Raw genomic sequence first — 22,598 nt, 5'->3', positions numbered from 1 at the left:
CTCAGGGTAGAAATTGGGGTTGGGCGGCGTGTGTGGGCCGGTCCGTGGCCCACACACGCCGTTTCACGCGGGACGGACGGCTGTCAGCAGCCGTCGTCGATGGTCTTGGAGACGACCTGGCCGCTCATCCAGCTGATGCTGGCCGTCACGGCGGCGCAGCCCCAGGTGGTGGCGGGGGCGTCCGAGGCCGCCGACAGGTTGATGTCCTCGGGCGAGCTGTAGGCCTCGTAGCCGGACAGCAGCTCGACGATGGAAGATGCCTTCTCCATGCTCTTTCTCTCCCTCAGGGGTGAGCGGATGAATGGGAATCGGTGTGCTGTGGTGCATGTGGTGCGCCCGTCGTCGGCCTGTTCGCGTTCGCGGGCGCGTCGGCGCAGGCCGAGTCAGCAGGTGGCCTCGTAGGTGATGGCGCTGAGGAAGCTGACCGCGGCGGACGCGCAGTACCAGGTGGTGGCCGGGGCGTCGGCGACCGCGGTGACGTCGAGCTCGCTCGCGTCCATGTAGGTCTCGTAACCGGCGACGAGGTCCATGATGCTGTCGGTGCTGTTCATGACAGTCCTTTCGTTTCCGAGTCGTTGAACTCAAGGCTGAGAGCGTCGGTGACGCTCCCAGTGATGGGTTCAGCGCCCGGTGCCGTACGCCCGGAGAGTGGTGCCGGCCACGCTCCGGGCGGCCGCAGGACGTTGCCGTGCCTTCGGTGCGGCCGGCGTGCGCCACTCAGGCGCGTGGCAGATTGCGCGCGGGGTGGGCGGGATCGATCCCGGCCTGCGTGAACTGCTCGGCCACGGTGCGCTCGGCCTCTTCGCGGACATCGGCGCTGTCCACGAGCGCGCTCGCCAGCACGCTGGCGCGGTGCTGCCCGAAGCTGAGGCCCTGCCTGCCGGAATGGGGATCGGCGGGCTCCCAGGCGGTGGCCACGCCCGGGCACAACTCCTCGGTGAAACAGGAGACATCGGTGCCGAGACCGGGCAGTTCCCGGACCCGTCGGGCCAGTTCGGGCGCGGCGTGGGCGTACTCCGCGTCCAGGTAGACCACGACCGCGTCGCGCCGCGGGTAAAGCTCCGGCGCGGAGAGCACCTTCGCGCGGTAGGGGAGCCCGCGGTCCTCCAGGAACGTGAGCGTGGCGCCCCACACCCGTACGGCGTCGTCGACGGTCCTGACGTTCACGTACACCCGCAGCACGTCCCGGTCGCCCTTGCGCGGGACCGAGCCGTCGACCAGGAAGAAGCCGGGGGAGAGGCCCGCGCGGACGGAGGGCATGGTCAGTTCGACGACCTCCCCCTCCCTCACCTCCGTGTTCCGCAGCGCCGCTTCGGGCGCCCAGAACCTGACGCCCTCGCGCTCCACGAGGACCCGGACGTTCCCCTTGTCGTCCGACTCGGCCGATGAGCGGGCCAGTGCGCGGGTGGCGATTTCCTTGTGCGGCACGGCGGCGGCCAGCCGCACCTCCAGTTCGTCGTCCCTCAGCCGGGTGGGCACCTTTCCGTGTCCTTGACCCGAATGGAATACGTCGTAAATGGCCTCGGCGAGCAGTCGCCGCAGTTCCCGAGGGGTTTCCGCCTCGATCTCCCGCTCGCCGACAACGGCCTTCGAACGGTCCGCGGACACACTGATCCGCTGCATGACCGCGCGTACGTCCGACGACAGCAACTCGTTGGTCCCCCGAATTTCCACGGTCACTTCACATCCTCGAACCCGAGCGTCAACGCGAATTTCTCCGGATTCGCCACGGCTGCTCGTCCGACGCCGGCCGCGGCACGCTGAATTCCCGTGAGGCGCGAAGAGGAAAGCGCGCCGGCGACAAGTCGGTCGAGCAAATGCCATCCGGCGAATGCGGTCGCGCGCACGGCCAGCCCCTCGTCGACCACGGGCAGTACTTCGCGGTAACCCCGCCAGAACTCCCCCACGAGCGGGAGAAGGCGCTGCATCTTCGCCACGCCGCGCTGGATGATCATGTCGTGGGTGAATTCGACGTCGGTGAAGACGTCGTCTCCCCTGTTCGTGACGACGTCCAGGACGGACCGGTAGATCCATTCACCCGCGAAAGCGCCGACGTCGCGGGCCGGGTCCGCCAGCCGGAATTCCTCCCAGTCGGCGACGTAGACGGCCTCCGGGCGCACCAGCAGCTGGTCCACGCGGAAGTCGCAGTGCGACGGCACGCGCGGCGAGTCCGCCTCCATGTCGCGCAGCCGCTCGAGGGCGCGGACGAGGACCGCGTCGTTCTGCAGCAGGCGCCAGGCCTCCAGCTCCCCGGCGCTGGAGCGGGTGTACACGGACATGGGCAGTCCGCGCAGGAAGGCCACCGGGGGAAACGGCGGCGGCACGCTGTCCACCTCCATCGCCGTGGGCGGCGGGGTGCCGTGCAGCCGGCCGATGATGCGCCCCACCCGGTACGCGTGGTCACCGGTGAAGACCTCGTCCACCATCAGCTGGGCGCCGTTCTGCGCGTCCATGACCCGCTCGAACGCCACGATGTGATGCTCGGTGTCGGTCCCCAGCAGCGCCGGCCGGAAGAGCTCCGGCGGGCGGGCGGCACCCGCGTACTCCTCGAAGGCGAGCATCCGCCGCATCCGCGCCCTGACATCGGGCTCGGCGCCCGTGAGGCGTTTGACGAACACGTCCCTGCCGCCGGTGGTGATTCCGGCCCAGGCGTCGTTCCTGCCGATCGGAGACGTGACCGACTCCCGCACCATGGTGCCGAGACCGAGATCGACGAGCAGTCTGTCGACCTCCGGAGTGGCGTCCAGATCAATGGACGCCACTTCTTTTTGCATGACAGCCATCTGCATTTCCCCTCGAAGCATGGCTGAATCCCCGTTGGGACACACGCGTGTCCAGGTGCGGCTTTGCAGGCCGCATAAAGGATTCTCGTCGGCCGGTGTCAGCCGACGTGAATGCGCGACGATGTCGCGGAATGACGGCGTGATCGGAAACGGCATGGTTCTGCCATGCCGCGGCCGACGGCCGGGAAGGTCGTGCGTCGTCAGAGATGCCGCGAACGCGGCGGAAATGGTCGTGTGCCCGATCCGGGCATGCGGGGCGCGATCGAAGCGCGTCCCCTGTGAATCCCCCGTGCCATTGTTGCTGTCCTGTTCCCCGTATTGCTTCAGGTCCTGCAATCGTCCGGCTATACCGGTCGGCGATGGCCACAACCCTAGGCAGCAAGTGATCCAGCGCACAAGTTCGGAACACCATACTGTGATCCAGGTCACATGGATGTCTTTACTCCCTATTTACATGGATGCATTCTTCGGCGGCGGGCCGGAATTCTGCGCCCCGATAAGGGGTGAAGAGTCGTTCGTGTCCGTCGCGGGTCGGATGTCCGGCACGGGCACAGGTGTCCCGAGCGCGAGGTGCCGGCGGCCCGTGGGTGACTGGAGCATGACATTCCGGCGTTTGGGCCGGCGTTTGGGGAGAGGGTGCGGGGCGCGTCGGACGCCGCGCGGCGCGAGGGGTGCGCCGTACGGGCCACCGTGCCCCGGATCCCGCCCGTACCGCGATACTCGGCACCGAATATCGGGTATGTCCTGATTGACACCATTAAAAGGGTCATTGCTCCCGTGTTCGGTCTGGGGAAGTGATCGGCGTGACCGGCAGCGAAGGCGACAGCGCCGAATGGACCTTCCCGGCGCAGCCGAACGCCGTGCGTGCCGCGCGCCACGCCGTCCGCGAGACCCTCAGGGCGTGGGGCCTGGACACCGCCGTCGGCGATGTGACCGTGCTGCTGGTCAGCGAGCTGGTGACCAATTCCCAGCGCTACACCTCGGGCCCGATCGGCCTGCGGATGGTCCGCCCCAACGGCGACGGCGCCGCGCCGACCCTGCGGGTGGAGGTGTCGGACCCGCTGCCGGATCCCCCCACCGAGCGGTCCGCCCACCCCGACGACGAGGGCGGCCGAGGTCTTCAACTGGTGGCCTGCACGGCTCGTCGCTGGGGTACCCGGCGGGGCAGGACCGGCAAGACGGTGTGGTTCGAGCTGGCCCTGACGGGTTAGGAGTCTGGAGGGACGACGATCACGGGGGCTCGGCCGAAAATGAACGAGACCTCTCTGTGATCGTGAACGCCGTGCCGGTCGGAGCCGTAGTGCTGAATACTGCGGTCATGGCCGGTCCGGTGCGGTGAGCTGGAGGGGACGGTCGCGTGAGCGAGATACCTGGGACGGCGAGCGGTGCCATGTGGCAGAGCAGCGCGCCTGGCTCGATCTATGACTACATCAAGGTCGCATCGTTCTCGATCGGCCCCGATGGGCTCGTCGATCAGTGGAGCAAACGCGCCGCGGAGCTCTTCGGCATCACTGCCGAGGAGGTCAGGGGCAAGGACCCCGTCGATGTCTTCATGCCGGCCGACCTCAGACCACGAGGTCACCGCAAGGTCGCCGAGATCCTGGACGGCAAGGAGTGGACGGGCCTCGTCCCCTTCCGTGTGCCGGGCCAGGACCGTACCCACGGGCTCGCCGAGATCTATGTGATGCCGAGCGAGACCGAGCACGGCGAACAGGCCGCGCTGTGCATCGTCGTCGACGTACGGGCGCTGCGCCGGATCGAGAGCGATCTCGCCGCATCGCAGGCCATTTTCGGTCAATCCCCCTTCGGCTTCCTGCTCTTCGGCACGGACCTCACCGTGCAGCGTGCCAACCAGCGCTTCGCCACCGTCTTCGGCGGCGCGGTCGAGGAGCACCGCGGACGCACCGTCGACGACTACCTCTCCCGCCCCGAGGCCGACCGGATGAACGCCGCCCTGCGCCGCGTCCTGGAGACCGGTGATGCCGTCACCGACCTCCAGATCGTGGGCACGGTACCCGGCAGCACCGACCGCAGGCACTGGTCGATCAACCTCTACCGGGTCCACGGCGGATCGGGCCGGCCCGTCGGGGTCGCGGGACTCGGCACTGATGTCACACGGCGTCACATGGCCGCACGCGAGGCGGCGAACGCCCGGCGCAACCTCGCCCTGCTCAACGAGGCGAGCGCGCGGATAGGCAACTCCCTCGATCTGGAGACCACCGCCCGGGAGCTGCTCGACGTCGCCGTCCCCGGCTTCTGCGACCTCGCCTCCGTCGACCTCTACCAGGGCCTGCTCACCGGGGACGAGGCGCCGCCCGGACAGTTCGCCGCCGTGCACGCCGAGAGCTTCGGCGGGGGCAGCGCCGAACTGCGCCGGGTCGCCTTCGCCAGCGCCGTGTCCGACGCGCCCCTGATGACCACACCGGACTGCGTGCCCGAGGGCGGCGGCCCCACCGAGGTCGGCGAGGTCCACCGCTACCCTTTCAACTCGCCCTGCGCGAGCGCCCTTCGGACCGCGAGCCCGCAGAACATCCCCGGGCGCGACGGCAGCCTCGTCCAGTCCACGCTCGCCGTCCCGATGGTGGCGCACGACACGGTCGTCGGCCTGGTGCAGTTCGCCCGCGCCAAGGGCAGTGAACCCTTCGGGGACCGGGACCGGGCGCTCGCCGTCGAGCTCGCGGCGCGCGCGGCCGTCTGCATCGACAACGCCCGCCTCTACCGCCGGGAGCACGAGCGCGCGCTCATCCTGCAGCGCAGCCTGCTCCCGCCCGGCGACCCCGAGGCCGCCGGCCTCGACATCGCCTGCCGCTACCTGCCCGGCACCACGGCCACCGAGGTGGGCGGGGACTGGTTCGACGTCATCGAACTCCCCGGGCACCGCACCGCGCTCGTCGTCGGCGACGTGATGGGCCGCGGGCTGCGGGCCGCGGTCGCCATGGGCGAACTGCGCACAGCCGTACGGACGTTGGCGCTGCTCGACCTGGAACCGGCCGAGGTGCTCTCCGCGCTCGACGAGATCGCCCGCGGCCTCGGCAGCCCGGGCAGCCCCTCCCAGCTCCGCCGCTCCACGGGAGGCGCCCAGGTCCCGCACCAGGCCTCGCCCAGGTCACGCGAGGCGGACCTCTCCGAGGTCTACCTCGCCACGTGCGTGTACGCCGTCTACGACCCGGTCACCCGGCGCTGCACCTTCGCCAACGCCGGCCATCTGCCACCCGTCCTCGTCGAACCGGACGAGGAGGCGCTGCTGCTCGACGTACCGCCCGGGATGCCGCTGGGAGTGGGCGGCGAGCCCTTCGAGGAGGTGGAGGTCGAGCTCCCCGAAGGAGCCCTCCTCGCGCTCTACACCGACGGCCTCGTAGAGTCCCGCGACCACCCCCTCGACGAGGGCCTGCAAGCCTTCCGCACGGCGCTCACCGATCCGGGACGTCCGCTGGAGGACGTCTGCGACCACGTGCTGAGCACGCTGGACACGCGGCACGGAGAGGACGACATCGCCCTCCTCATGGCCCGTGTCCAGGGCCTGCCGGCCGAGTCCGTCGGCGACTGGCGCCTGCCGCGCGAACCCCGCTCGGTGGGCCGGGCCCGAGAGCTGGCCCGCGGGCAGCTCGTGGCCTGGGACCTCGAGGCGCTGGTCGACACCGTCGAGCTGCTCGTCAGCGAACTGGTCACCAACGCGCTGCGCTACGGAGAGGGCGAGATCAGGCTGCGCCTGCTGCGCGACCGGACGCTGGTCTGCGAGGTCTGGGACGCGGGCCTGGTCCAGCCCCGCCGCCGCCGCGCCCGCGACACGGACGAGGGCGGCCGCGGCCTGCAACTGGTGGGCCTGCTGAGCGCGTCGTGGGGCTCCCGACGGACGCCCCGGGGCAAGACGGTCTGGTTCGAACTCCCGCTCCCGGACGGCGGGGGGTCGGCGGAGCCCACGGTGGAGCAGCTGCTGAGCATGTTCTGACGGGGCGGGCGCCGTTTCCCCACCCGGCCCCACGGCCTGGCGGCCGTGGGCGGGGGCCCGGCGAAGCCAGAGCAAGTGCCCCCAGCGGGGCTGCTTTGCAGCCGTTCGGTGGTCCGCGCAGCGGCCCCGCCCCCTACCGTGACTTCAGCGCCGCCAGCCTCGCCTCGATCTCCGCGCGGTCGCCCATCGCCTCCAGCTCCTCGAACTGTGCGTCCAGCGACGACGCCGCCAGTTCCTGCTTGCCCAGCGCCCGCGCCTCCTCGCGGCGGACCTTGTCCTCGAAGCGGCTCAGTTCGCTCGTCGGGTCGAGCACGTCGATGCTCTTCACCGCGTCCATCATCCGGTTCTGCGCCTGCGCCGACGCCGCCCGCGCCACCAGCTCGTCCCGCTTCGCCCGAAGCTGGGTCAGCTTCGACTTCATCTGCTCCAGTCCGGACCTCAGCCTGTCCACGACCTCCGTCTGCGCGGCGATCGTCGGCTCCGCCGTACTCGCCTCCCCCTCGGACCGCAGCTGCCTGCCGAGCGCCACCTTCGCCAGGCTGTCGAACCTGTCCGCGTCCGCCGACTGCCCCGCGGCGCGCAGCTCGTCCGCCTTCCGGCTCGCCGCGAGCGCCTTCCCGCCCCACTCCTCGGCTGCCTCCACGTCCTCCCGGTGGTCCTGTTCCATCAGCCGCAGGTTGCCGATGGTGGCCGCGATCGCCTGCTCCGCCTCGGCGATGTTGTCCGTGTAGTCGCGGATCAGCTGGTCGAGCATCTTCTGCGGGTCCTCCGCCTGGTCCAGCAGCGCATTGATGTTCGCCTTGGCCAACCGGGCGACCCGTCCGAGGACGGTCTGCTTGGTCATCGCACTCTCCTTGAACGCCGTACGGTCGGGATCGGAGCAGGGTCAGAAACGGCCACCGCCCATCCGACCCCGCGTGCCCCCGCCACCGAAGCTCCCGGGCGCCCCGCCTCCGAAACCGCCCCCGAAGCCACCACCCCCGCCCCTGCCCCCGCCGCCCAGCATTCCGCCGAGGATGATCCCGCCCAGCACGGCACCGCCCAGTCCGCCCCCGCCTCCGAAGGCGCCCCCGAAGTCCCCGTGACCCGGGTGACCCCGTACGTCGTTCTCCGCCAGCGACTGCGCCTGCCGCGCCAGCGCGTCCGCGTTCTGGGCCTCGGCCAGCGCCGTCCGGGCGTCACCCTCGCCCAGCGCCCGGGCCCGTTCCAGCCGACGCTGCGCCTCCGCGAGCCGGGTGCGGGCCTCGCTGCCGACCGCGCCGCGGTGGGTGGCGATGTAGTCGGCCGCAGCGTCGGTCGCCGCGCGCGCGCCGAGCAGGGCGTGGTCCAGCAGCGCGCGGGCGCGCAGCGTCCCCTGTTCGCCTTTCCGTACCTCCGCCAGAGCCTCGTCGAGCCCGGCGTCGGCCTCCTCGACCCGCCGCAGGGCGTCGATGGGGTCGTACGGCCCCGCGTCGAACTCCTGCCGCACCTCGGCCGACACCGTCTCCGCGCGGGCGACCCGCCCCCGCAGCGCGGCGGTGGACACGCCGCCCGCGGTCCCCTCCAGCAGCCCGCGGGCCTCCGCCAGGTCGGCCTCGGTCTCGGTGAGCGCCCCGGGGAGCTTCCCGGCCGCCTCCGCCAGCTCCTGCGCCCGCCGGTCGACCGCGTCGACGAGCCGTACCGCCTGGGCGACCGCGCCTTCGGCGGCGCGTACGTGGACGGCGGCCGTGCCGCTGTCACCGCTCTCGACGGCCTCGCGCGCCCGTCCGAGACCGTTCGTCGCGAACTCCAGGCGGTCCTTCGCCTGCTCCACGTCGTCGGAGACCGGAGCGGACGCCGTCGGCGCGTACCGCTCGCGCATCACGCCCAGAGCGGCCTCCGCGCTCACCATGCGCCCGCCGACGTCGTCGAGGGCGGCCTCGGCCGCGGCGAGTGCCTGGGGGGCATTCTGTTCGAGGGCGCGCAGCCGGTCGAAGTCCTCGGACTCCGCGTCCAGGCGGCGGTTGGCCTCCGCGCATCTGGCGAGGATCTCGTCCAGCATCCGGCGCCGGGTCGCGTCGTCCTCCGGACTGGCGTCGTCGAGCTGTTGCCGCAGCCGGAACGCCGCGGTGAGTTCGTTCCTCGCGTGCTCGACGGCCGCGGTGAACGGCCCGGCCGCCTCCTCACCGAACTGCGCGACGGCGAAGCCCAGTTCCTCCTGGCTGGTGCGCAGCGCGTCGTCGGTGTCCACGAGGGCCCGCTTCGCCGCGGCGTCGAGTTCGGGAAGCGGTCTGTGCCGCGGTTCCCCCCAGCCTTCCTGACCGCCCTGCGGAGTGGTACGGGTCGCCGTGCGCCGCCGGCGCCTGGCGTACGCGTAGGCGGCCAGCGCGGCGGCCCCGCCGAGCACCGCGACCGGCAGCACCAGGTCGCCCGCGCCCGTCCCGGCGCCCTGGTCCGAGCCGGGATCCGCGACGCCCGGGGTGACGGAGACCTCGGGCGCCGGCCGGCCGGCCAGTACGGCGCCGTAGCCCTCGGCGGCGCCGATCGCCGCGCCCGCCCAGTCGTTCTGCCGCAGCGCGGGCTCGACGCCCCTCGCGGCGACCTCGGCGAGCTGGGGGTCGGTCAGGCGTGAGGCGGCGTCGACCCAGTACGCGTACTGCCGGTCGTGGGTGGCGACGGCGAGCAGGACGTCGCTCTGTCCGAGGCCGTTCCGGCCGGCCGTCTCGCCGGCCCACTGCTGTGCGCCGAGGCCCGAGAAGTCGCGGACGTACACCACGAACAGCTGGAGCCGCTGCTCGTCGTAGAGCCGGTCCAGCGCCTGTACGACCTGCGGCTCCCGGTCGCCCAGCGCGCCCACCCGGTCGGTGATCTGCCCCTGCCGCGACAGTTCGACGGGGTCGTCGGCACGGACACCCGGGGCGGCGGGCACGACCAGCCACCACGCCGCCACCAGCACGGCGAGGGCGGTCCGGGTGGCTCTTCGTGTCACATTGGGGAGGCTATGCCCGGTACGGAACGCCCGCGACCGCACGCCCGCCGCGGGAACCCCTCAGAGAAGGCCTGGGCATCACTCGATCGCATCATCCTTGCGCCGCCGGATCCTGGCCCCCAGCCACACCAGCGGGTCGTACTTGCGGTCCGCCGCGCGCTCCTTCAGCGGAATCAGCGCGTTGTCGGTGATCTTGATGCCCTCCGGGCACACCTCCGTGCAGCATTTGGTGATGTTGCAGTAGCCGAGGCCGTGGTCGTCCTGGGCCGTCGTCTTCCGGTCGAGGCCCGAGGCGGACGCCGCGTCCAGCGGGTGCATGTCCAGTTCGGCGACGCGCATCAGGAAGCGGGGGCCGGCGAACGCCGCCTTGTTCTCCTCGTGATCGCGCACCACATGGCAGGTGTCCTGGCACAGGAAGCACTCGATGCACTTGCGGAACTCCTGCGAGCGTTCCACGTCGATCTGCTGCATCCGGTACTCGCCCGCCGCCACGCCCGGCGGCGGCACGAAGGAGGGGACCTCGCGCGCCTTCTCGTAGTTGAAGGACACGTCGGTCACCAGGTCCCGTACGACGGGAAACGCCCGCAGCGGGGTGACCGTGATCGTCTCCTCGGGCGAGAACACCGACATCCGGGTCATGCACAACAGCCGCGGCCGGCCGTTGATCTCCGCGCTGCACGATCCGCACTTGCCCGCCTTGCAGTTCCAGCGGACCGCGAGATCGGGAGCCTGGGTGGCCTGGAGGCGGTGGATGATGTCGAGGACGACCTCGCCGTCGTTCACCTCGACGGTGAAGTCCGTGAGCGCCCCGCCGTCCTGGTCGCCCCGCCACACCCTGAAGCGGGCGTCGTACGTGCTCATTCGGTCAGCTCCTCTTCGGCGAGGTACTTGACCAGCTCCTCCTTCTCGAAGAGGCCGAGCAGGTCGGGTCGGATGGGCTCGGTCGTCGTGCGTTCCAGGACGATCCGGCCGCGCTCGGGGTCGGTGGCCGCGACGTCACCGCCCGGACCGGCGAGCCGGCACACCAGGTTCACCCGGCGCCAGGAGCGCTCCATCGCGGGGCAGTCCTCGCGGGTGTGGCCGCCGCGGCTCTCCGTGCGCTCCAGCGCGGCCCGTGCGATGCACTCGCTGACGAGCAGCATGTTCCGCAGGTCCAGGGACAGGTGCCAGCCGGGATTGAACTGCCGGTGCCCCTCGACCCCGGCCCGGCGCGCCCGCACCCGCAGCTCGGCGAGCTTGTCGAGCGCCTGCTGCATCTCGCCCGCGCGCCGGATGATCCCGACCAGGTCGTTCATCGTCTGCTGGAGTTCCTGGTGGAGTGCGTACGGGTTCTCCGGCGTCGCCCCGGGCTCGGCCCCCTCCGCGCTGAACGGGCGCAGTGCCTCGGCCGCCGCGGCGTCGATCTGGGCCCCGTCCACGACCGGGCGGACGGCCTGGCCCTCGGCGTACTCGGCCGCGTACAGCCCGGCCCGCCTGCCGAAGACCAGCAGGTCGGAGAGGGAGTTCCCGCCGAGCCGGTTGGAGCCGTGCATCCCGCCCGCCACCTCCCCGGCGGCGAACAGGCCGGGGACGCCCACCGCGGCGGCGGTGTCGGACTCGACGGCGATCCCGCCCATCACGTAGTGGCAGGTGGGCCCGACCTCCATCGCCTCGGCGGTGATGTCGACGTCCGCGAGCTCCTTGAACTGGTGGTACATCGACGGGAGCCGGCGCCGGATGACCTCGGCCGGCATCCGGGTCGACACGTCGAGGAAGACGCCGCCGTGCGGGGAGCCACGGCCGGCCTTCACCTCGGCGTTGATGGCGCGGGCCACCTCGTCGCGGGGCAGCAGCTCGGGCGGGCGACGGTTGTTGTCCGGGTCGTCGTACCAGCGGTCGCCCTCGTCCTCGGACTCGGCGTACTTCTCCTTGAACACGTCGGGGATGTAGTCGAACATGAACCGCTTGCCCTCGGAGTTGCGCAGCACCCCGCCGTCGCCGCGCACCGATTCGGTGACCAGGATGCCCTTCACCGACGGCGGCCAGACCATGCCGGTCGGATGGAACTGCACGAACTCCATGTTGAGCAGCGGGGCCCCCGCCAGGAGGGCCAGCGCGTGCCCGTCGCCGGTGTACTCCCACGAGTTCGACGTGACCTTGAAGGACTTGCCGATGCCGCCGGTGGCCAGCACCACGGAGGGCGCTTCGAGGGTGAAGAAGCGGCCGGTCTCGCGCTCGTAGCAGAAGGCCCCGGCTACTCTGTCGCCCTCCTTCAGCACGCGGGTGACCGTGCACTCCTGGAAGACCTTGAGCCGGGCCTCGTACTCCCCGAACTCCTCCTTGTCCTCCTGCTGCAACGATACGATCTTCTGCTGGAGCGTGCGGATCAGCTCCAGGCCGGTCCGGTCGCCGACGTGCGCGAGGCGCGGGTACTCGTGGCCGCCGAAGTTGCGCTGGGAGATCCGGCCGTCCTTCGTGCGGTCGAAGAGCGCGCCCCAGGTCTCCAGCTCCCACACCCGCTCGGGCGCCTCCTGGGCGTGCAGCTCGGCCATCCGCCACTGGTTGAGGAACTTGCCGCCGCGCATCGTGTCGCGGAAGTGGACCTGCCAGTTGTCGTGTTCGTTGACGTTGGCCATGGAGGCGGCGATGCCGCCCTCGGCCATGACGGTGTGCGCCTTGCCGAACAGGGACTTGCAGACGACGGCCGTACGCGCCCCCCGCTCGCGCGCCTCGATGGCGGCGCGCAGACCGGCGCCGCCCGCGCCGACCACGACGACGTCCCACTCCTGCCGTTCGAGCTGTGTCATGTCGGTTGGCACCTTCCCCTAGAAGAAGCGCGGATCGTCGAAGGCGCCCGACGCGACGAGGTAGACGTAGAGGTCGGCGAACGCGACGCTGAACAGCGAGGCCCAGGCGAGCTGCATGTGCCGGGCGTTCAGTGCGCCGACCCAGCTCCACAGGCGGTAGCGCACCGGGTGCTTGGAGAAGTGCCGCAGCCGGCCGCCGACGATGTGCCGGCAGGAGTGGCAGGAGAGGGTGTACGCCCAGATCAGCACGATGTTCACCAGGAAGACGAGCGTGCCGAGGCCCATGTGTCCCCAGGTGTAGTGCTCGTCGCGGAAGGCGAGCACGGTGTCGTAGGTGAGGATCCCGGCGACGGGCAGGGCGGCGTAGAAGAAGTACCGGTGGATGTTCTGCAGGATCAGCGGGAAGCGCGTCTCGCCGCTGTACTTCGTGTGCGGCTCGGCGACCGCGCAGGCCGGCGGCGAGGCCCAGAAGCCCCGGTAGTAGGCCTTGCGGTAGTAGTAGCAGGTCAGCCGGAAGCCGAGCGGGAAGATCAGGATCAGCAGGGCGGGGGACAGCCCCCACCAGCTGCCGAAGATCTCCCAGTTGGGTCCCGCCCGCATCGGCACGCAGTTCTCGGCCAGACACGGCGAGTAGAACGGCGATACGTACGGCGCCGCGTAGTAGTCGGCGTTCGCGAACGCGCGCCAGGTCGAGTAGACGATGAAGGCGAGCAGTCCGGCGGTGGTGAGGGCCGGGGCGAGCCACCACCGGTCCGTCCGCAGATGGCGGGGGCCGATGGCGGCGCGCGTCCGCCCGTGCACGCCCTTGTGGATTTGTGGTGGTTCGGTACCTGTGGCCAACGAGGACTCCGGGTGGAGTGGGATCGGGTGAGGTCCGGGGGGTGCGTGCCGGTCAGGGTGCGTGCCGGTCGCGCGCGCCCAGCCCCTCGTCGTCCGTGTCCGTCCACAGGGCGTGGTTGTAGGGGGTGTCCGGGATGGTGACCAGCTCGGGGCGGCTCGGCTCCTTCGGTCGGCCGCCGGGCTCGGCCCGGCCCGACACCCGCAGCTGATCGACGGTCCGCTCCAGCTGTCCGACGCGCTGGACCAGCTCGTCGATGCGCTGCCGCATCGCCGTCATCTCTTCCTGCTGGGACATGACGTGTCCTCACTTCCGCAGGGTGCGGTGGCATCGCTCATGCGCCTGAGAGTGTCGCGCGTCACATCCCCGCTTGTGAAGGGACGTGCAGGGGATTCCCGGCGCACGCGCTGTCGGCGCGCCCCTCGTGGTTGGTGTCTCGCTCCCCCATTTTGTTCCTTTATGCACGTCGGTGCGGCATTCGCGGTTGACCCGCGCGGGTGACCTTCCGCGAACCTTCGCCGTGTCGGCGGCGGCCCGCCGCCCTCGTCCACTTCAGTGGGGGGAATAGGTGTGATCATCTCCAAAATCGACAAACCAGGACTAAGAGGTATAAGCCATGTCCCAGGTCGAGGCCCTCCGCGGGCGGACATGCTCCCGAAAGCTCCGCTCCGTCGCGCTGCTCACCAGCGGTGTGCTCGCCCTGCCCGTCCTCGCCGGCTGCGGCTCGGGCGACGACGAGGACACGGGCAAGCCCGTGGCCCAGGACATCGCTCCGGCCGGACGGGACAAGACGGCCGACGGCGGCACCGTGCGGTGGGCCGTCGACAGCGTGCCCGCCACGCTGAACGCGTTCCAGGCCGACGCCGACGCCACCACGAGCCGGATCGCCGGAGCCGTGCTGCCCGCACTGTTCGTCCTCGACGAGAACGGCCGCCCCGAGCGCAACCCCGACTATCTGGAATCGGCCGAGATCGTCGAGCGCGAGCCCAAGCAGGTCGTCCTCTACAAGCTCAACCAGCAAGCCGTGTGGAGCGACGGCCGCGAGATCGGCGCACCCGACTTCCTCGCCCAGTGGCGCGCGCTGAGCGGCAAGGACTCCGCGTACTGGACGGCCCGCAACGCCGGCTACGAGCGGATCGAGCGGATCGAGCGCGGCAAGGACGACCTCGAGGTCAAGGTCACCTTCGCCAAGCCCTACGCGGACTGGCGGGCGCTCTTCACGCCGCTGTACCCGAAGGAGGTGACGGCGACGCCGGCCGCCTTCAACGACGGCGCCCGTGCCAGGCTCGCGAGGACGGCCGGACCCTTCACGGTCAAGAAGATCGACCGCAAGGCCGCCGCCACGACCCTGGTCCGCAATCCGCGCTGGTGGGGGCGGCAGGCCAAGCTCGACACCCTGGTGTTCGCCGCCGTGCCGCGCGAGGGGCGCGTCACCGCGCTCACCTCCGGCACGCTCGACGTGGCGGACGTCGACAGGTCCGCGGCGGAACGTATCTCCTACGCCGCGAAGGACGCCGGCCGCGGCGGCCGGCCGCTCGCGCACGGCCCCGGCTCCGACATCACCCCCTCCGCCGCGCTCAGGTCCTGGGCGCAGGCGTACGGCTCCGACGAGAACCTGGCCGAGACGGCGCGGGCGGCCCGCGAGCGCACCGCGAAGGCGCAGGCGCAGTACGCCGCGGAGCAGTCGGTGCTGCGCCGTTTCCAGGTCCGCAAGTCGCTGGAGCCCGCCTACACCCAGCTCGCGATGAACGGTGAGTCCGGGCCGCTGTCCGACGACCGTGTCCGGCGCGCCGTCGCCCGTGCCATCGACCGCAAGGAACTGGCCGAAACCGTGCTGACACCGCTCGGACTGCCCGCCGACCCGCCCGGCAGCCATGTCGCGCTGGCCGGGCAGCGCGCGTACAGCGACAACAGCGGTGCGCTCGGCGACCAGAACACGCAGGAGGCGCAGGCCCTGCTCGCCGACGCCGGCTGGACGCCCGACGGCGCCCTGAAGACCTCCGGGCCGGCCAAGGCGGGCGGCGAGGCCACCGGGTCGGGGAAGAACAAGGACGCGCAGAAGCCCGGCCAGAAGTCCTCGGGCGCGGGCGACAGCGCCTCTGACGAGGGCCTCTACATCGGCGGGGACGACAAGCCCCCGGCCGACGCCCGCCTGCGCGACCCCGCCGCCTCCGGCAGGCACGTCCTTGCCCCCGCCCCGGCCGCCGCCCTCCAGAGCCTCGTCATCGAGCGCCAGGCGCGGTCGCTCTCCGAAGGCGACGGGACCGGGGGCCGCCGCACGGACATCACGGCACGGGAGGACGACGGCACGGCCGGGGCCTACGCCCCGCGCGGCACGGCCGCCCCCGATCCGGCGTCCGCCGGAGGGGCCGTCGGCAAGAACGGCAAGCCGCTGAGCCTGCGCTTCGTGCTCCCCTCGGGCCCCGGCTCGGAGGTGGTGCGCACGGTGGGCGAGAAGATCTCCGAGATGCTGCGCCGCATCGGCATCCGCACCGAGATCAGCAAGGTCTCCGACGACAGCTACTTCACGGACCACATCGCGTCCGGCGACTTCGACCTCGCCCTCTACTCCTGGCCTGCGAGCGCCTACCCGGCGACCGACGCCCGCCCGATCTACGCCAAGCCGCGTCCGGCGTCGGATGGCTCGCTGCTGGTCGAGCAGAACTACACCCGCGTCGGCACGGACCACATCGACCAGCTCTTCGACCACGCGGCCGGCGAGCTGGACGAGGACGCCGCCCGTGATCTGATGCGCCGGGCCGACGCCCGCATCTGGGCCGCGGCCGGGTCGATTCCCCTCTACCAGCGCCCCGAGCTGGTCGCGGTGCGCTCCGGGCTGGTCAACGTCGGCGCCTTCGGCTTCGCCACCCCCGTCTACCAGGACATCGGCTTCAAGAAGGCCGGGGCCGAGGGCGCCGCCGCGCAGTAGGGCCCGTCCCCGGGCCGTCCGCCCCTCGGCCGCCGGGCACCCCTTGTCCCGCCAACCTCAGAAGTCCCTCAAGTCCCTTGCCCGCCGGTCGCGCCGGCGGGCAAGCTCGTGCCGCCTCCCGACCCAGCTCCGCCCGGCGCCGACAGCAGCCGGCGTGCTCCCCGAACAGCGCGCTCGCAGCCCGGCACCCGTACGACGCCTCCCGTTTCTCCGGCTGTTGCCGGTCACACCCCCGCGCGCTGCTCCTCGGCGTGATCCCCGCCTCCTTCGGCCTCCCCCATCCGTCCCGGAAGCCTGTTCGTCCGGCGTGCCCGTACCATGGGAGGAGCCGTGGCGTGTCCGCCCGGCGGGCGTACGAGGAAAGACGCCGCATCCCACGATCGAGAGAAGCGCCAGCCAGCATGCCCACGCGCCACGACATCCGTAACGTCGCCATCGTCGCCCACGTCGACCATGGCAAGACCACCCTGGTCGACGCCATGCTGAAGCAGGCCGGTGCCTTCGCCGCGCACGCCGCCGAGCACCTCGACGACCGGATGATGGACTCGAACGACCTGGAGCGTGAGAAGGGCATCACGATCCTGGCCAAGAACACCGCCGTCAAGTACCACCCCAAGGACGGCGGCGACCCGATCACCATCAACATCATCGACACCCCCGGCCACGCCGACTTCGGCGGCGAGGTCGAGCGCGGCCTGTCGATGGTGGACGCGGTCGTGCTCCTCGTCGACGCGTCCGAGGGCCCGCTCCCGCAGACGCGCTTCGTGCTGCGCAAGGCGCTTCAGGCCCGGATGCCGGTCATTCTCTGCATCAACAAGACGGACCGCCCGGACTCCCGGATCGACGAGGTCGTCAACGAGACGTACGACCTGTTCCTGGACCTGGACGCCGACGAGGACCAGATCGAGTTCCCGATCGTCTACGCCTGTGCCCGTGACGGCGTCGCCTCGCTGACCAAGCCGGAGGACGGCACCGTCCCGGCCGACAGCGAGAACCTCGAGCCGTTCTTCACCACGATCCTGTCGCACGTCCCGGCCCCCGAGTACGACGAGGCCGCCCCGCTGCAGGCGCACGTCACCAACCTCGACGCCGACAACTTCCTCGGCCGTATCGCTCTGCTCCGTGTCGAGCAGGGTGAGCTGCGCAAGGGCCAGACAGTGGCCTGGATCAAGCGGGACGGCACGATCTCCAACGTCCGCATCAGCGAGCTGATGATGACCGAGGCGCTCACCCGCAAGCCGGCCGAGGTGGCCGGCCCCGGTGACATCTGCGCGGTCGCCGGTATCCCGGACATCATGATCGGCGAGACGCTGGCCGACCCGGAGAACCCGATCGCGCTGCCGCTGATCACCGTCGACGAGCCCGCCATCTCCATGGTCATCGGCACCAACACCTCGCCGCTGGTCGGCCGGGGCGGCACCGGCAAGGGCGCGGACGCCAAGGCCGCGGTCAAGGACCGCAAGGTCACGGCCCGTCAGGTCAAGGACCGTCTGGACCGCGAGCTGATCGGTAACGTCTCGCTGCGCGTGCTGGACACCGAGCGCCCGGACGCCTGGGAGGTGCAGGGCCGCGGTGAGCTGGCGCTGGCGATCCTGGTCGAGCAGATGCGCCGCGAGGGCTTCGAGCTGACCATCGGCAAGCCGCAGGTCGTCACCAAGGAGATCGACGGCAAGGTCCACGAGCCGGTCGAGCGCATGACGATCGACGTGCCCGAGGAGCACATGGGCGCCGTCACGCAGCTCATGGGCGTCCGCAAGGGCCGCATGGACAACATGTCCAACCACGGCTCCGGCTGGGTCCGCATGGAGTTCGTCGTCCCGTCCCGCGGCCTGATCGGCTTCCGTACGGAGTTCCTGACGAACACCCGCGGTACGGGTATCGCCCACTCCATCCACGAGGGCCACGAGCCGTGGTTCGGCACGCTGACGACCCGTAACAACGGCTCGCTGGTCGCCGACCGGTCCGGCTCCGTCACCGCCTTCGCGATGACGAACCTTCAGGAGCGCGGCGTCCTCTTCGTCGACCCGGGCACCGAGGTCTACGAGGGCATGATCGTCGGCGAGAACTCGCGCTCCGACGACATGGACGTGAACATCACCAAGGAGAAGAAGCTCACGAACATGCGGTCGTCCTCGGCCGACTCGTTCGAGGCGATCGTCCCGCCGCGCAAGCTGTCGCTGGAGCAGTCCCTGGAGTTCTGCCGCGACGACGAGTGTGTCGAGGTGACCCCGGAGGCCGTGCGTATCCGCAAGGTCGTGCTCGACCAGAAGGAGCGCGGCCGCGCCGCCTCGCGCGCCAAGCACGGCTGACGCAGCAGCCCTTGACCGACGGCCCGGCCCCCCGCAGACAGTGTGGGGGGCCGGGCCGTTTCGTCAACTCGTTTTAACGGTCCGAGTGTCCGCATATCGGCCGTCGCTCTCCGGAACATGTGTTAACGGTCCGTTTCGCGGGTGTCTGTCTGTGCTCGCTTTGTCCGGATTTCGATCTGTGAACGCCAGCTGATGTTGTCAAAACGAGACCCTTTAAGTGTGGTTTACCGCCCGGACGTACTTAATAGTTGGCTCCATTGAGCTCGGGTCAATGGGTCACGCGCTGTGGGGAGCGCCGACTCACGAGCACACTCGGGGCATTGACACAGCGTCGTCAGGGGTGTCGGCGCAACTTCCAGTGCCCTTCTTGTAGTGACAAGTGGACTCATGAGGAGGAACCCATGCGCGGTGCCAAGAGCGCCAAGTGGGTCGCGGGTGCGATCGTCGTCGCCCTGTCGGCAACTGCCTGTGGCGGCAGCGACAGTGGCTCGGACAAGAACAACGCCTCGGGCAAGCCCGCGGGCTACGTCTCGATCGACGTCGGTGAGCCGCAGAAGCCGCTGATCCCGGCGGACACCAACGAGAGCCTCGGCTCGTACGTGATTCAGTCGCTCTTCACCCAGCTGCTGGACTTCGACGCCAAGGGCAACATCGTCTACACGAACGCCGAGTCCGTGGAGACGGAGGACTCCAAGACCTGGACCGTGAAGCTCAAGTCCGGCTGGAAGTTCCACAACGGCGAGGCCGTCACCGCGCAGTCCTACGTGGACGCGTGGAACTGGTACGCCAACGTCAAGAACCAGCAGCAGAACAGCTTCTGGTTCAGCGACATCGCCGGCTACGCCGACGTGCACCCCGAGAAGGGCGACCCGAAGTCCGACAAGATGTCGGGTCTGAAGGTCGTGGACGACACCACCTTCACGATCGAGCTGACCGAGAAGGTCCCGTACTTCAACTACAAGCTCGGCTACGCGACGTTCGCGCCGCTGCCCAAGGTCTTCTACGACGACCCGAAGGCGTTCGGCCAGAAGCCGATCGGCAACGGCCCGTACAAGTTCGAGAAGTGGACCCACAAGAAGCTCATCCAGGTCGCCGCGAACCCTGACTACCAGGGCCCGAACAAGGCGCAGAACAAGGGCATCCAGTTCAAGAACTACGCGACCGTCGAGGCCGCGTACCAGGACGTCGTCTCCGGCAACCTGGACATCATCCGCCAGGTCGGCCCGACCGACCTGCCGAAGTACAAGCAGGACCTCGGCGACGGCGCCATCGAGCAGCCGTACGCGGCGATCCAGACGCTCGTCCCGGCGTTCTACACCGCGACGTTCAAGGAGATGGACCCCAAGGTCCGCCAGGGTCTGTCCATGGCGATCGACCGTGAGACGATCACCAAGACCGTCCTGAACAACACCCGTACCCCCGCGACGAGCTTCACGCCGCCGCAGGTCAAGGGCAACCAGGACCTGGGCACGGACGTCTTCACGTACAACCCCGCCAAGGCGAAGCAGCTGGTGACCGAGGGCGGCGGCGTCCCCGGCAACAAGATCATGATCCAGTACAACGCCGACGGTGGCCACAAGGAGTGGGTGACCGCGGTCTGCGAGTCCATCCGCAAGGCGACCGGCGTCGACTGCGTCGGCGACGCCAAGCCGGACTTCGCCACGGACCTCGAGGCCCGTGACAACGACCAGGTGAAGTCGATGTACCGCGGTGGCTGGGTGGCCGACTACCCGGTCAACGTGAACTTCATCAAGGAGCTCTACAACTCCAAGGCCGAGGCGAACAACGGTCGCTTCAAGGACGCCGAGATCGACAAGATGATGGCGGAGGCCGACAAGGCCAACTCCCTGGAAGAGTCCGTGAAGGGCTACCAGGAGGTCGAGAAGAAGCTGCTCGAGAAGATGCCGGCGATCCCGCTGTGGTACTACCGCATCAACGGTGGCCACGGCAAGGGCGTCGACAACGTCCAGGTCGACTTCCACGGCGACCTCGAGCTGACCGGAGTCACCGTCAAGTAAGCGCCACGCGCTTGACGGGCCCAATCCCCACTCGGCCATAACCCGCCGCCGTCGGTCATCCGGCGGCGGCGGTTGTCCGGGGGTGCCCTGCTGCACTCAGGGACGCCCCCGGGCGTGTCAACCCCTCACGGAGGCACCTATGGGGCGCTACGTCGCACGACGACTGCTCCAGATGATCCCGGTGTTCATCGGGTCAACCTTTCTGATCTTCGCCATGATGTACGCGCTGCCCGGAGACCCCGTCAGAGCGCTCATGGGAGAACAGCAGTTCGATCCGGCGATCCTCGAAGCGAAGCGGCACGAACTCGGTCTCGACCTGCCGCTGTGGCAGCAGTACCTGAACTACTTCACCGGGCTGCTGCAGGGCGACTTCGGTACGGAGATCGGCAGCGGGCTCCCCATCGCCGACACCATCAGCATGGCGTTCCCGGTCACCCTCCGGCTGACGCTCTTCGCCTTCACCTTCACGGTGGTCGTCGGCATCGGCCTCGGCATGGTCGCGGGCCTGAAGCCGGAGTCGGTGCGGGACCGCGGCCTTCTCGGCCTCACCCTCGTACTGATCTCGATGCCCTCCTTCGTGCTGGGCTACCTGATGCAGTACCTGTTCGCCTTCCAGTTGAAGTTGATCACCCCGACCGTGCAGGACTCCGAGAGCTTCGGCGACCTGTTCCTGCCGGCGATCGTCCTCGGCTCGCTCTCCCTGGCCTACGTGGCCCGTCTGACCCGCACGTCGATGGCGGAGAACCTGCGAGCCGACTACATGCGCACCGCGGTGGCCAAGGGCCTGCCGCGCCGTCGCGTCGTCGGTGTCCACCTGATGCGCAACTCCCTTGTCCCGGTGGTCACCTTCCTCGGCACGGACATCGGCAACCTGATGACCGGCGCGATCGTCACCGAGGGCATCTTCAATGTGCATGGCGTCGGCAACGCCATCTTCCGGGCTCTTGTCAGCCGCGAGGGCGCGACGGTCGTGGGCATCGCCTCGCTGATCGTCCTCGTCTACCTGCTCTGCAGCCTGCTCGTCGACCTGCTCTACGCGGTCCTGGACCCGAGGATCCGGTATGCCTGAGAAGACCGCAGCCACCGCGGCGTCCACCGAGACCGAGAAGGTCACGACCACCGCCGCCGCCCCGGACACCGCGCTCGTCGCGGGCGCCCCCAAGCCGGACAAGGCGCGCAGCCTGTGGTCCGACGCCTGGGGCGATCTGCGCCGCAACCCGCTGTTCCTCATCTCCGCCGGGCTGATCGTCCTGCTGCTGGTGATCGCCGCGTTCCCGGGTCTGTTCACTTCGGCCTCGCCGCGTGACGCGGACCTCGCGAAGCACTACCTGCAGCACCCCAACTGGGGTCACTTCTTCGCCCCCGACTGGTTCGGCTACGACGGACAGGGACGCTCCATCTACGCGCGTGTCATCTACGGCGCCCGCGCCTCGATCATCGTCGGCGTCGGCGTCACCCTGCTGGTGAGCGTCCTCGGCACGATCGTCGGCATGCTGGCCGGCTACTTCGGCGGCATCACCGACACGCTGCTGTCCCGCGTCACCGACATCTTCATGGGCATCCCGTTCCTGCTGGGCGCGCTCGTCGTGCTCACCACCTTCGACGACCGTGCCATCTGGGTCGTGATCCTCGCCCTGGCCTTCCTCGGCTGGACCCAGATCGCCCGCGTCGCCCGCGGTGCGGTCATCACCATCAAGCAGGCCGACTACGTCGTGGCGGCCAAGGCGCTCGGCGCCTCGACCACGCGCATCCTCTTCAAGCACGTGCTGCCCAACGCGCTCGCCCCGATCATCGTCGTCGCGACGATCGCGCTCGGCGGCTACATCGCCGCCGAGGCCACGCTGTCCTTCCTCGGTGTCGGCCTCGCCGACCCGACCGTCTCCTGGGGCGTGGACGTCTCCAGCGGCCGGGAGCAGCTGCGCAACGCGCCATACGTGCTGATCATCCCCTCGGTGATGGTCTCGATCACGGTGCTCTCGTTCCTCATGTTCGGCGATGCGGTACGCAACGCCCTCGACCCGAAGATGCGCTGAGGGAGG

Annotated in this window: 17 protein-coding genes; 7 read left to right on the top strand and 10 right to left on the bottom strand. The window is 70.0% G+C overall.

Annotated features, from left to right (window positions below; genetic code table 11):
* Window positions 1–83 precede the first annotated feature (83 nt).
* The 4 genes from HW130_RS18300 to lxmK all read right to left on the bottom strand — a co-directional run bounded on the left by HW130_RS18300 (window position 84) and on the right by lxmK (window position 3,119).
* Window positions 84–269, bottom strand: a complete 186-nt coding sequence (locus tag HW130_RS18300) for an LxmA leader domain family RiPP (protein ID WP_177150683.1) — start codon at window positions 267–269, stop codon at window positions 84–86.
* 114 nt (window positions 270–383) lie between these two features.
* A complete protein-coding gene (locus HW130_RS18295; RefSeq protein ID WP_177150682.1) occupies window positions 384–551 on the bottom strand; it encodes an LxmA leader domain family RiPP in 168 nt (55 codons plus the stop codon).
* A 166-nt stretch (window positions 552–717) separates the two neighbouring features.
* Window positions 718–1,680, bottom strand: a complete 963-nt coding sequence (locus tag HW130_RS36745; RefSeq protein WP_177150681.1) for a T3SS effector HopA1 family protein — start codon at window positions 1,678–1,680, stop codon at window positions 718–720.
* Window positions 1,677–3,119, bottom strand: coding sequence for a class V lanthionine synthetase subunit LxmK (lxmK, locus tag HW130_RS18285; protein WP_256356157.1), 1,443 nt, complete (start codon window positions 3,117–3,119; stop codon window positions 1,677–1,679). The genes HW130_RS36745 and lxmK overlap by 4 nt, the downstream gene beginning before the upstream one ends.
* 458 nt (window positions 3,120–3,577) lie before the next feature.
* Here lxmK and HW130_RS18280 point away from each other — a divergent pair, with 458 nt between their 5' ends.
* Together HW130_RS18280 and HW130_RS18275 are read left to right on the top strand one after the other, a co-directional pair.
* Entirely contained in the window at window positions 3,578–3,994 is a 417-nt protein-coding gene (locus tag HW130_RS18280; RefSeq protein ID WP_177150680.1) for an ATP-binding protein, read from the top strand.
* 179 nt (window positions 3,995–4,173) lie between these two features.
* Entirely contained in the window at window positions 4,174–6,732 is a 2,559-nt protein-coding gene (locus tag HW130_RS18275) for a SpoIIE family protein phosphatase (protein ID WP_177150799.1), read from the top strand.
* 133 nt (window positions 6,733–6,865) lie between these two features.
* On the opposite strand, the gene HW130_RS18270 is transcribed toward HW130_RS18275, so the two are convergent.
* The 6 genes from HW130_RS18270 to HW130_RS18245 all read right to left on the bottom strand — a co-directional run bounded on the left by HW130_RS18270 (window position 6,866) and on the right by HW130_RS18245 (window position 13,600).
* Window positions 6,866–7,576: a PspA/IM30 family protein gene (locus HW130_RS18270; protein WP_177150679.1), complete on the bottom strand. Its 711-nt coding sequence runs from the start codon at window positions 7,574–7,576 to the stop codon at window positions 6,866–6,868.
* A gap of 42 nt (window positions 7,577–7,618) precedes the next feature.
* Complete coding sequence (locus HW130_RS18265; protein WP_177150678.1) at window positions 7,619–9,679, bottom strand: TPM domain-containing protein; 2,061 nt, start codon at window positions 9,677–9,679, stop codon at window positions 7,619–7,621.
* Window positions 9,680–9,757: 78 nt separating this feature from the next.
* Complete coding sequence (locus tag HW130_RS18260) at window positions 9,758–10,540, bottom strand: succinate dehydrogenase/fumarate reductase iron-sulfur subunit (protein WP_177150677.1); 783 nt, start codon at window positions 10,538–10,540, stop codon at window positions 9,758–9,760.
* On the bottom strand, window positions 10,537–12,465 hold the full coding sequence (locus tag HW130_RS18255; RefSeq protein WP_177150676.1) for a fumarate reductase/succinate dehydrogenase flavoprotein subunit: 1,929 nt from the start codon (window positions 12,463–12,465) through the stop codon (window positions 10,537–10,539). Before HW130_RS18255 ends, HW130_RS18260 begins: the two co-directional genes overlap by 4 nt.
* 18 nt (window positions 12,466–12,483) lie before the next feature.
* Window positions 12,484–13,305, bottom strand: coding sequence for a hypothetical protein (locus tag HW130_RS18250; RefSeq protein WP_177150675.1), 822 nt, complete (start codon window positions 13,303–13,305; stop codon window positions 12,484–12,486).
* Window positions 13,306–13,357: 52 nt separating this feature from the next.
* A complete protein-coding gene (locus tag HW130_RS18245) occupies window positions 13,358–13,600 on the bottom strand; it encodes a hypothetical protein (protein WP_177150674.1) in 243 nt (80 codons plus the stop codon).
* Between the two features lie 319 nt (window positions 13,601–13,919).
* Here HW130_RS18245 and HW130_RS18240 point away from each other — a divergent pair, with 319 nt between their 5' ends.
* From HW130_RS18240 to HW130_RS18220, 5 genes are all read left to right on the top strand, one after another.
* Window positions 13,920–16,232, top strand: a complete 2,313-nt coding sequence (locus HW130_RS18240; RefSeq protein ID WP_177150673.1) for an ABC transporter family substrate-binding protein — start codon at window positions 13,920–13,922, stop codon at window positions 16,230–16,232.
* Window positions 16,233–16,633: 401 nt separating this feature from the next.
* Window positions 16,634–18,541: a translational GTPase TypA gene (gene typA, locus HW130_RS18235; protein ID WP_177150672.1), complete on the top strand. Its 1,908-nt coding sequence runs from the start codon at window positions 16,634–16,636 to the stop codon at window positions 18,539–18,541.
* A gap of 401 nt (window positions 18,542–18,942) precedes the next feature.
* Window positions 18,943–20,559: an ABC transporter substrate-binding protein gene (locus HW130_RS18230; RefSeq protein WP_177150671.1), complete on the top strand. Its 1,617-nt coding sequence runs from the start codon at window positions 18,943–18,945 to the stop codon at window positions 20,557–20,559.
* Window positions 20,560–20,698: 139 nt separating this feature from the next.
* Window positions 20,699–21,628 carry an ABC transporter permease gene (locus tag HW130_RS18225; protein WP_177150670.1) on the top strand — a complete coding sequence of 310 codons (930 nt, stop codon included), beginning with the start codon at window positions 20,699–20,701 and terminating at the stop codon, window positions 21,626–21,628.
* Window positions 21,621–22,592 carry an ABC transporter permease gene (locus tag HW130_RS18220; protein WP_177150669.1) on the top strand — a complete coding sequence of 324 codons (972 nt, stop codon included), beginning with the start codon at window positions 21,621–21,623 and terminating at the stop codon, window positions 22,590–22,592. The genes HW130_RS18225 and HW130_RS18220 overlap by 8 nt, the downstream gene beginning before the upstream one ends.
* Window positions 22,593–22,598: the final 6 nt, after the last annotated feature.

This window comes from Streptomyces sp. PKU-EA00015 (assembly GCF_013387495.1).
Lineage (GTDB): Bacteria > Actinomycetota > Actinomycetes > Streptomycetales > Streptomycetaceae > Streptomyces.
Note: the sequence above shows the minus strand (reverse complement) of the source record. Positions and strands in the feature narration are given on the sequence as shown.

What these genes read in the sequence shown, in the direction of transcription:
- HW130_RS18220 (WP_177150669.1), top strand. Translation starts at nt 21,621, where the DNA reads ATGCCTGAGAAGACCGCAGCCACCGCGGCGTCCACCGAGACCGAGAAG.
- HW130_RS18275 (WP_177150799.1), top strand. Translation starts at nt 4,174, where the DNA reads ATGTGGCAGAGCAGCGCGCCTGGCTCGATCTATGACTACATCAAGGTC.
- HW130_RS18260 (WP_177150677.1), bottom strand. Translation starts at nt 10,540, where the DNA reads ATGAGCACGTACGACGCCCGCTTCAGGGTGTGGCGGGGCGACCAGGAC.
- HW130_RS18225 (WP_177150670.1), top strand. Translation starts at nt 20,699, where the DNA reads ATGGGGCGCTACGTCGCACGACGACTGCTCCAGATGATCCCGGTGTTC.
- HW130_RS18245 (WP_177150674.1), bottom strand. Translation starts at nt 13,600, where the DNA reads ATGTCCCAGCAGGAAGAGATGACGGCGATGCGGCAGCGCATCGACGAG.
- HW130_RS18270 (WP_177150679.1), bottom strand. Translation starts at nt 7,576, where the DNA reads ATGACCAAGCAGACCGTCCTCGGACGGGTCGCCCGGTTGGCCAAGGCG.
- HW130_RS18295 (WP_177150682.1), bottom strand. Translation starts at nt 551, where the DNA reads ATGAACAGCACCGACAGCATCATGGACCTCGTCGCCGGTTACGAGACC.
- typA (WP_177150672.1), top strand. Translation starts at nt 16,634, where the DNA reads ATGCCCACGCGCCACGACATCCGTAACGTCGCCATCGTCGCCCACGTC.
- HW130_RS18240 (WP_177150673.1), top strand. Translation starts at nt 13,920, where the DNA reads ATGTCCCAGGTCGAGGCCCTCCGCGGGCGGACATGCTCCCGAAAGCTC.
- HW130_RS18255 (WP_177150676.1), bottom strand. Translation starts at nt 12,465, where the DNA reads ATGACACAGCTCGAACGGCAGGAGTGGGACGTCGTCGTGGTCGGCGCG.
- HW130_RS18230 (WP_177150671.1), top strand. Translation starts at nt 18,943, where the DNA reads ATGCGCGGTGCCAAGAGCGCCAAGTGGGTCGCGGGTGCGATCGTCGTC.
- HW130_RS18300 (WP_177150683.1), bottom strand. Translation starts at nt 269, where the DNA reads ATGGAGAAGGCATCTTCCATCGTCGAGCTGCTGTCCGGCTACGAGGCC.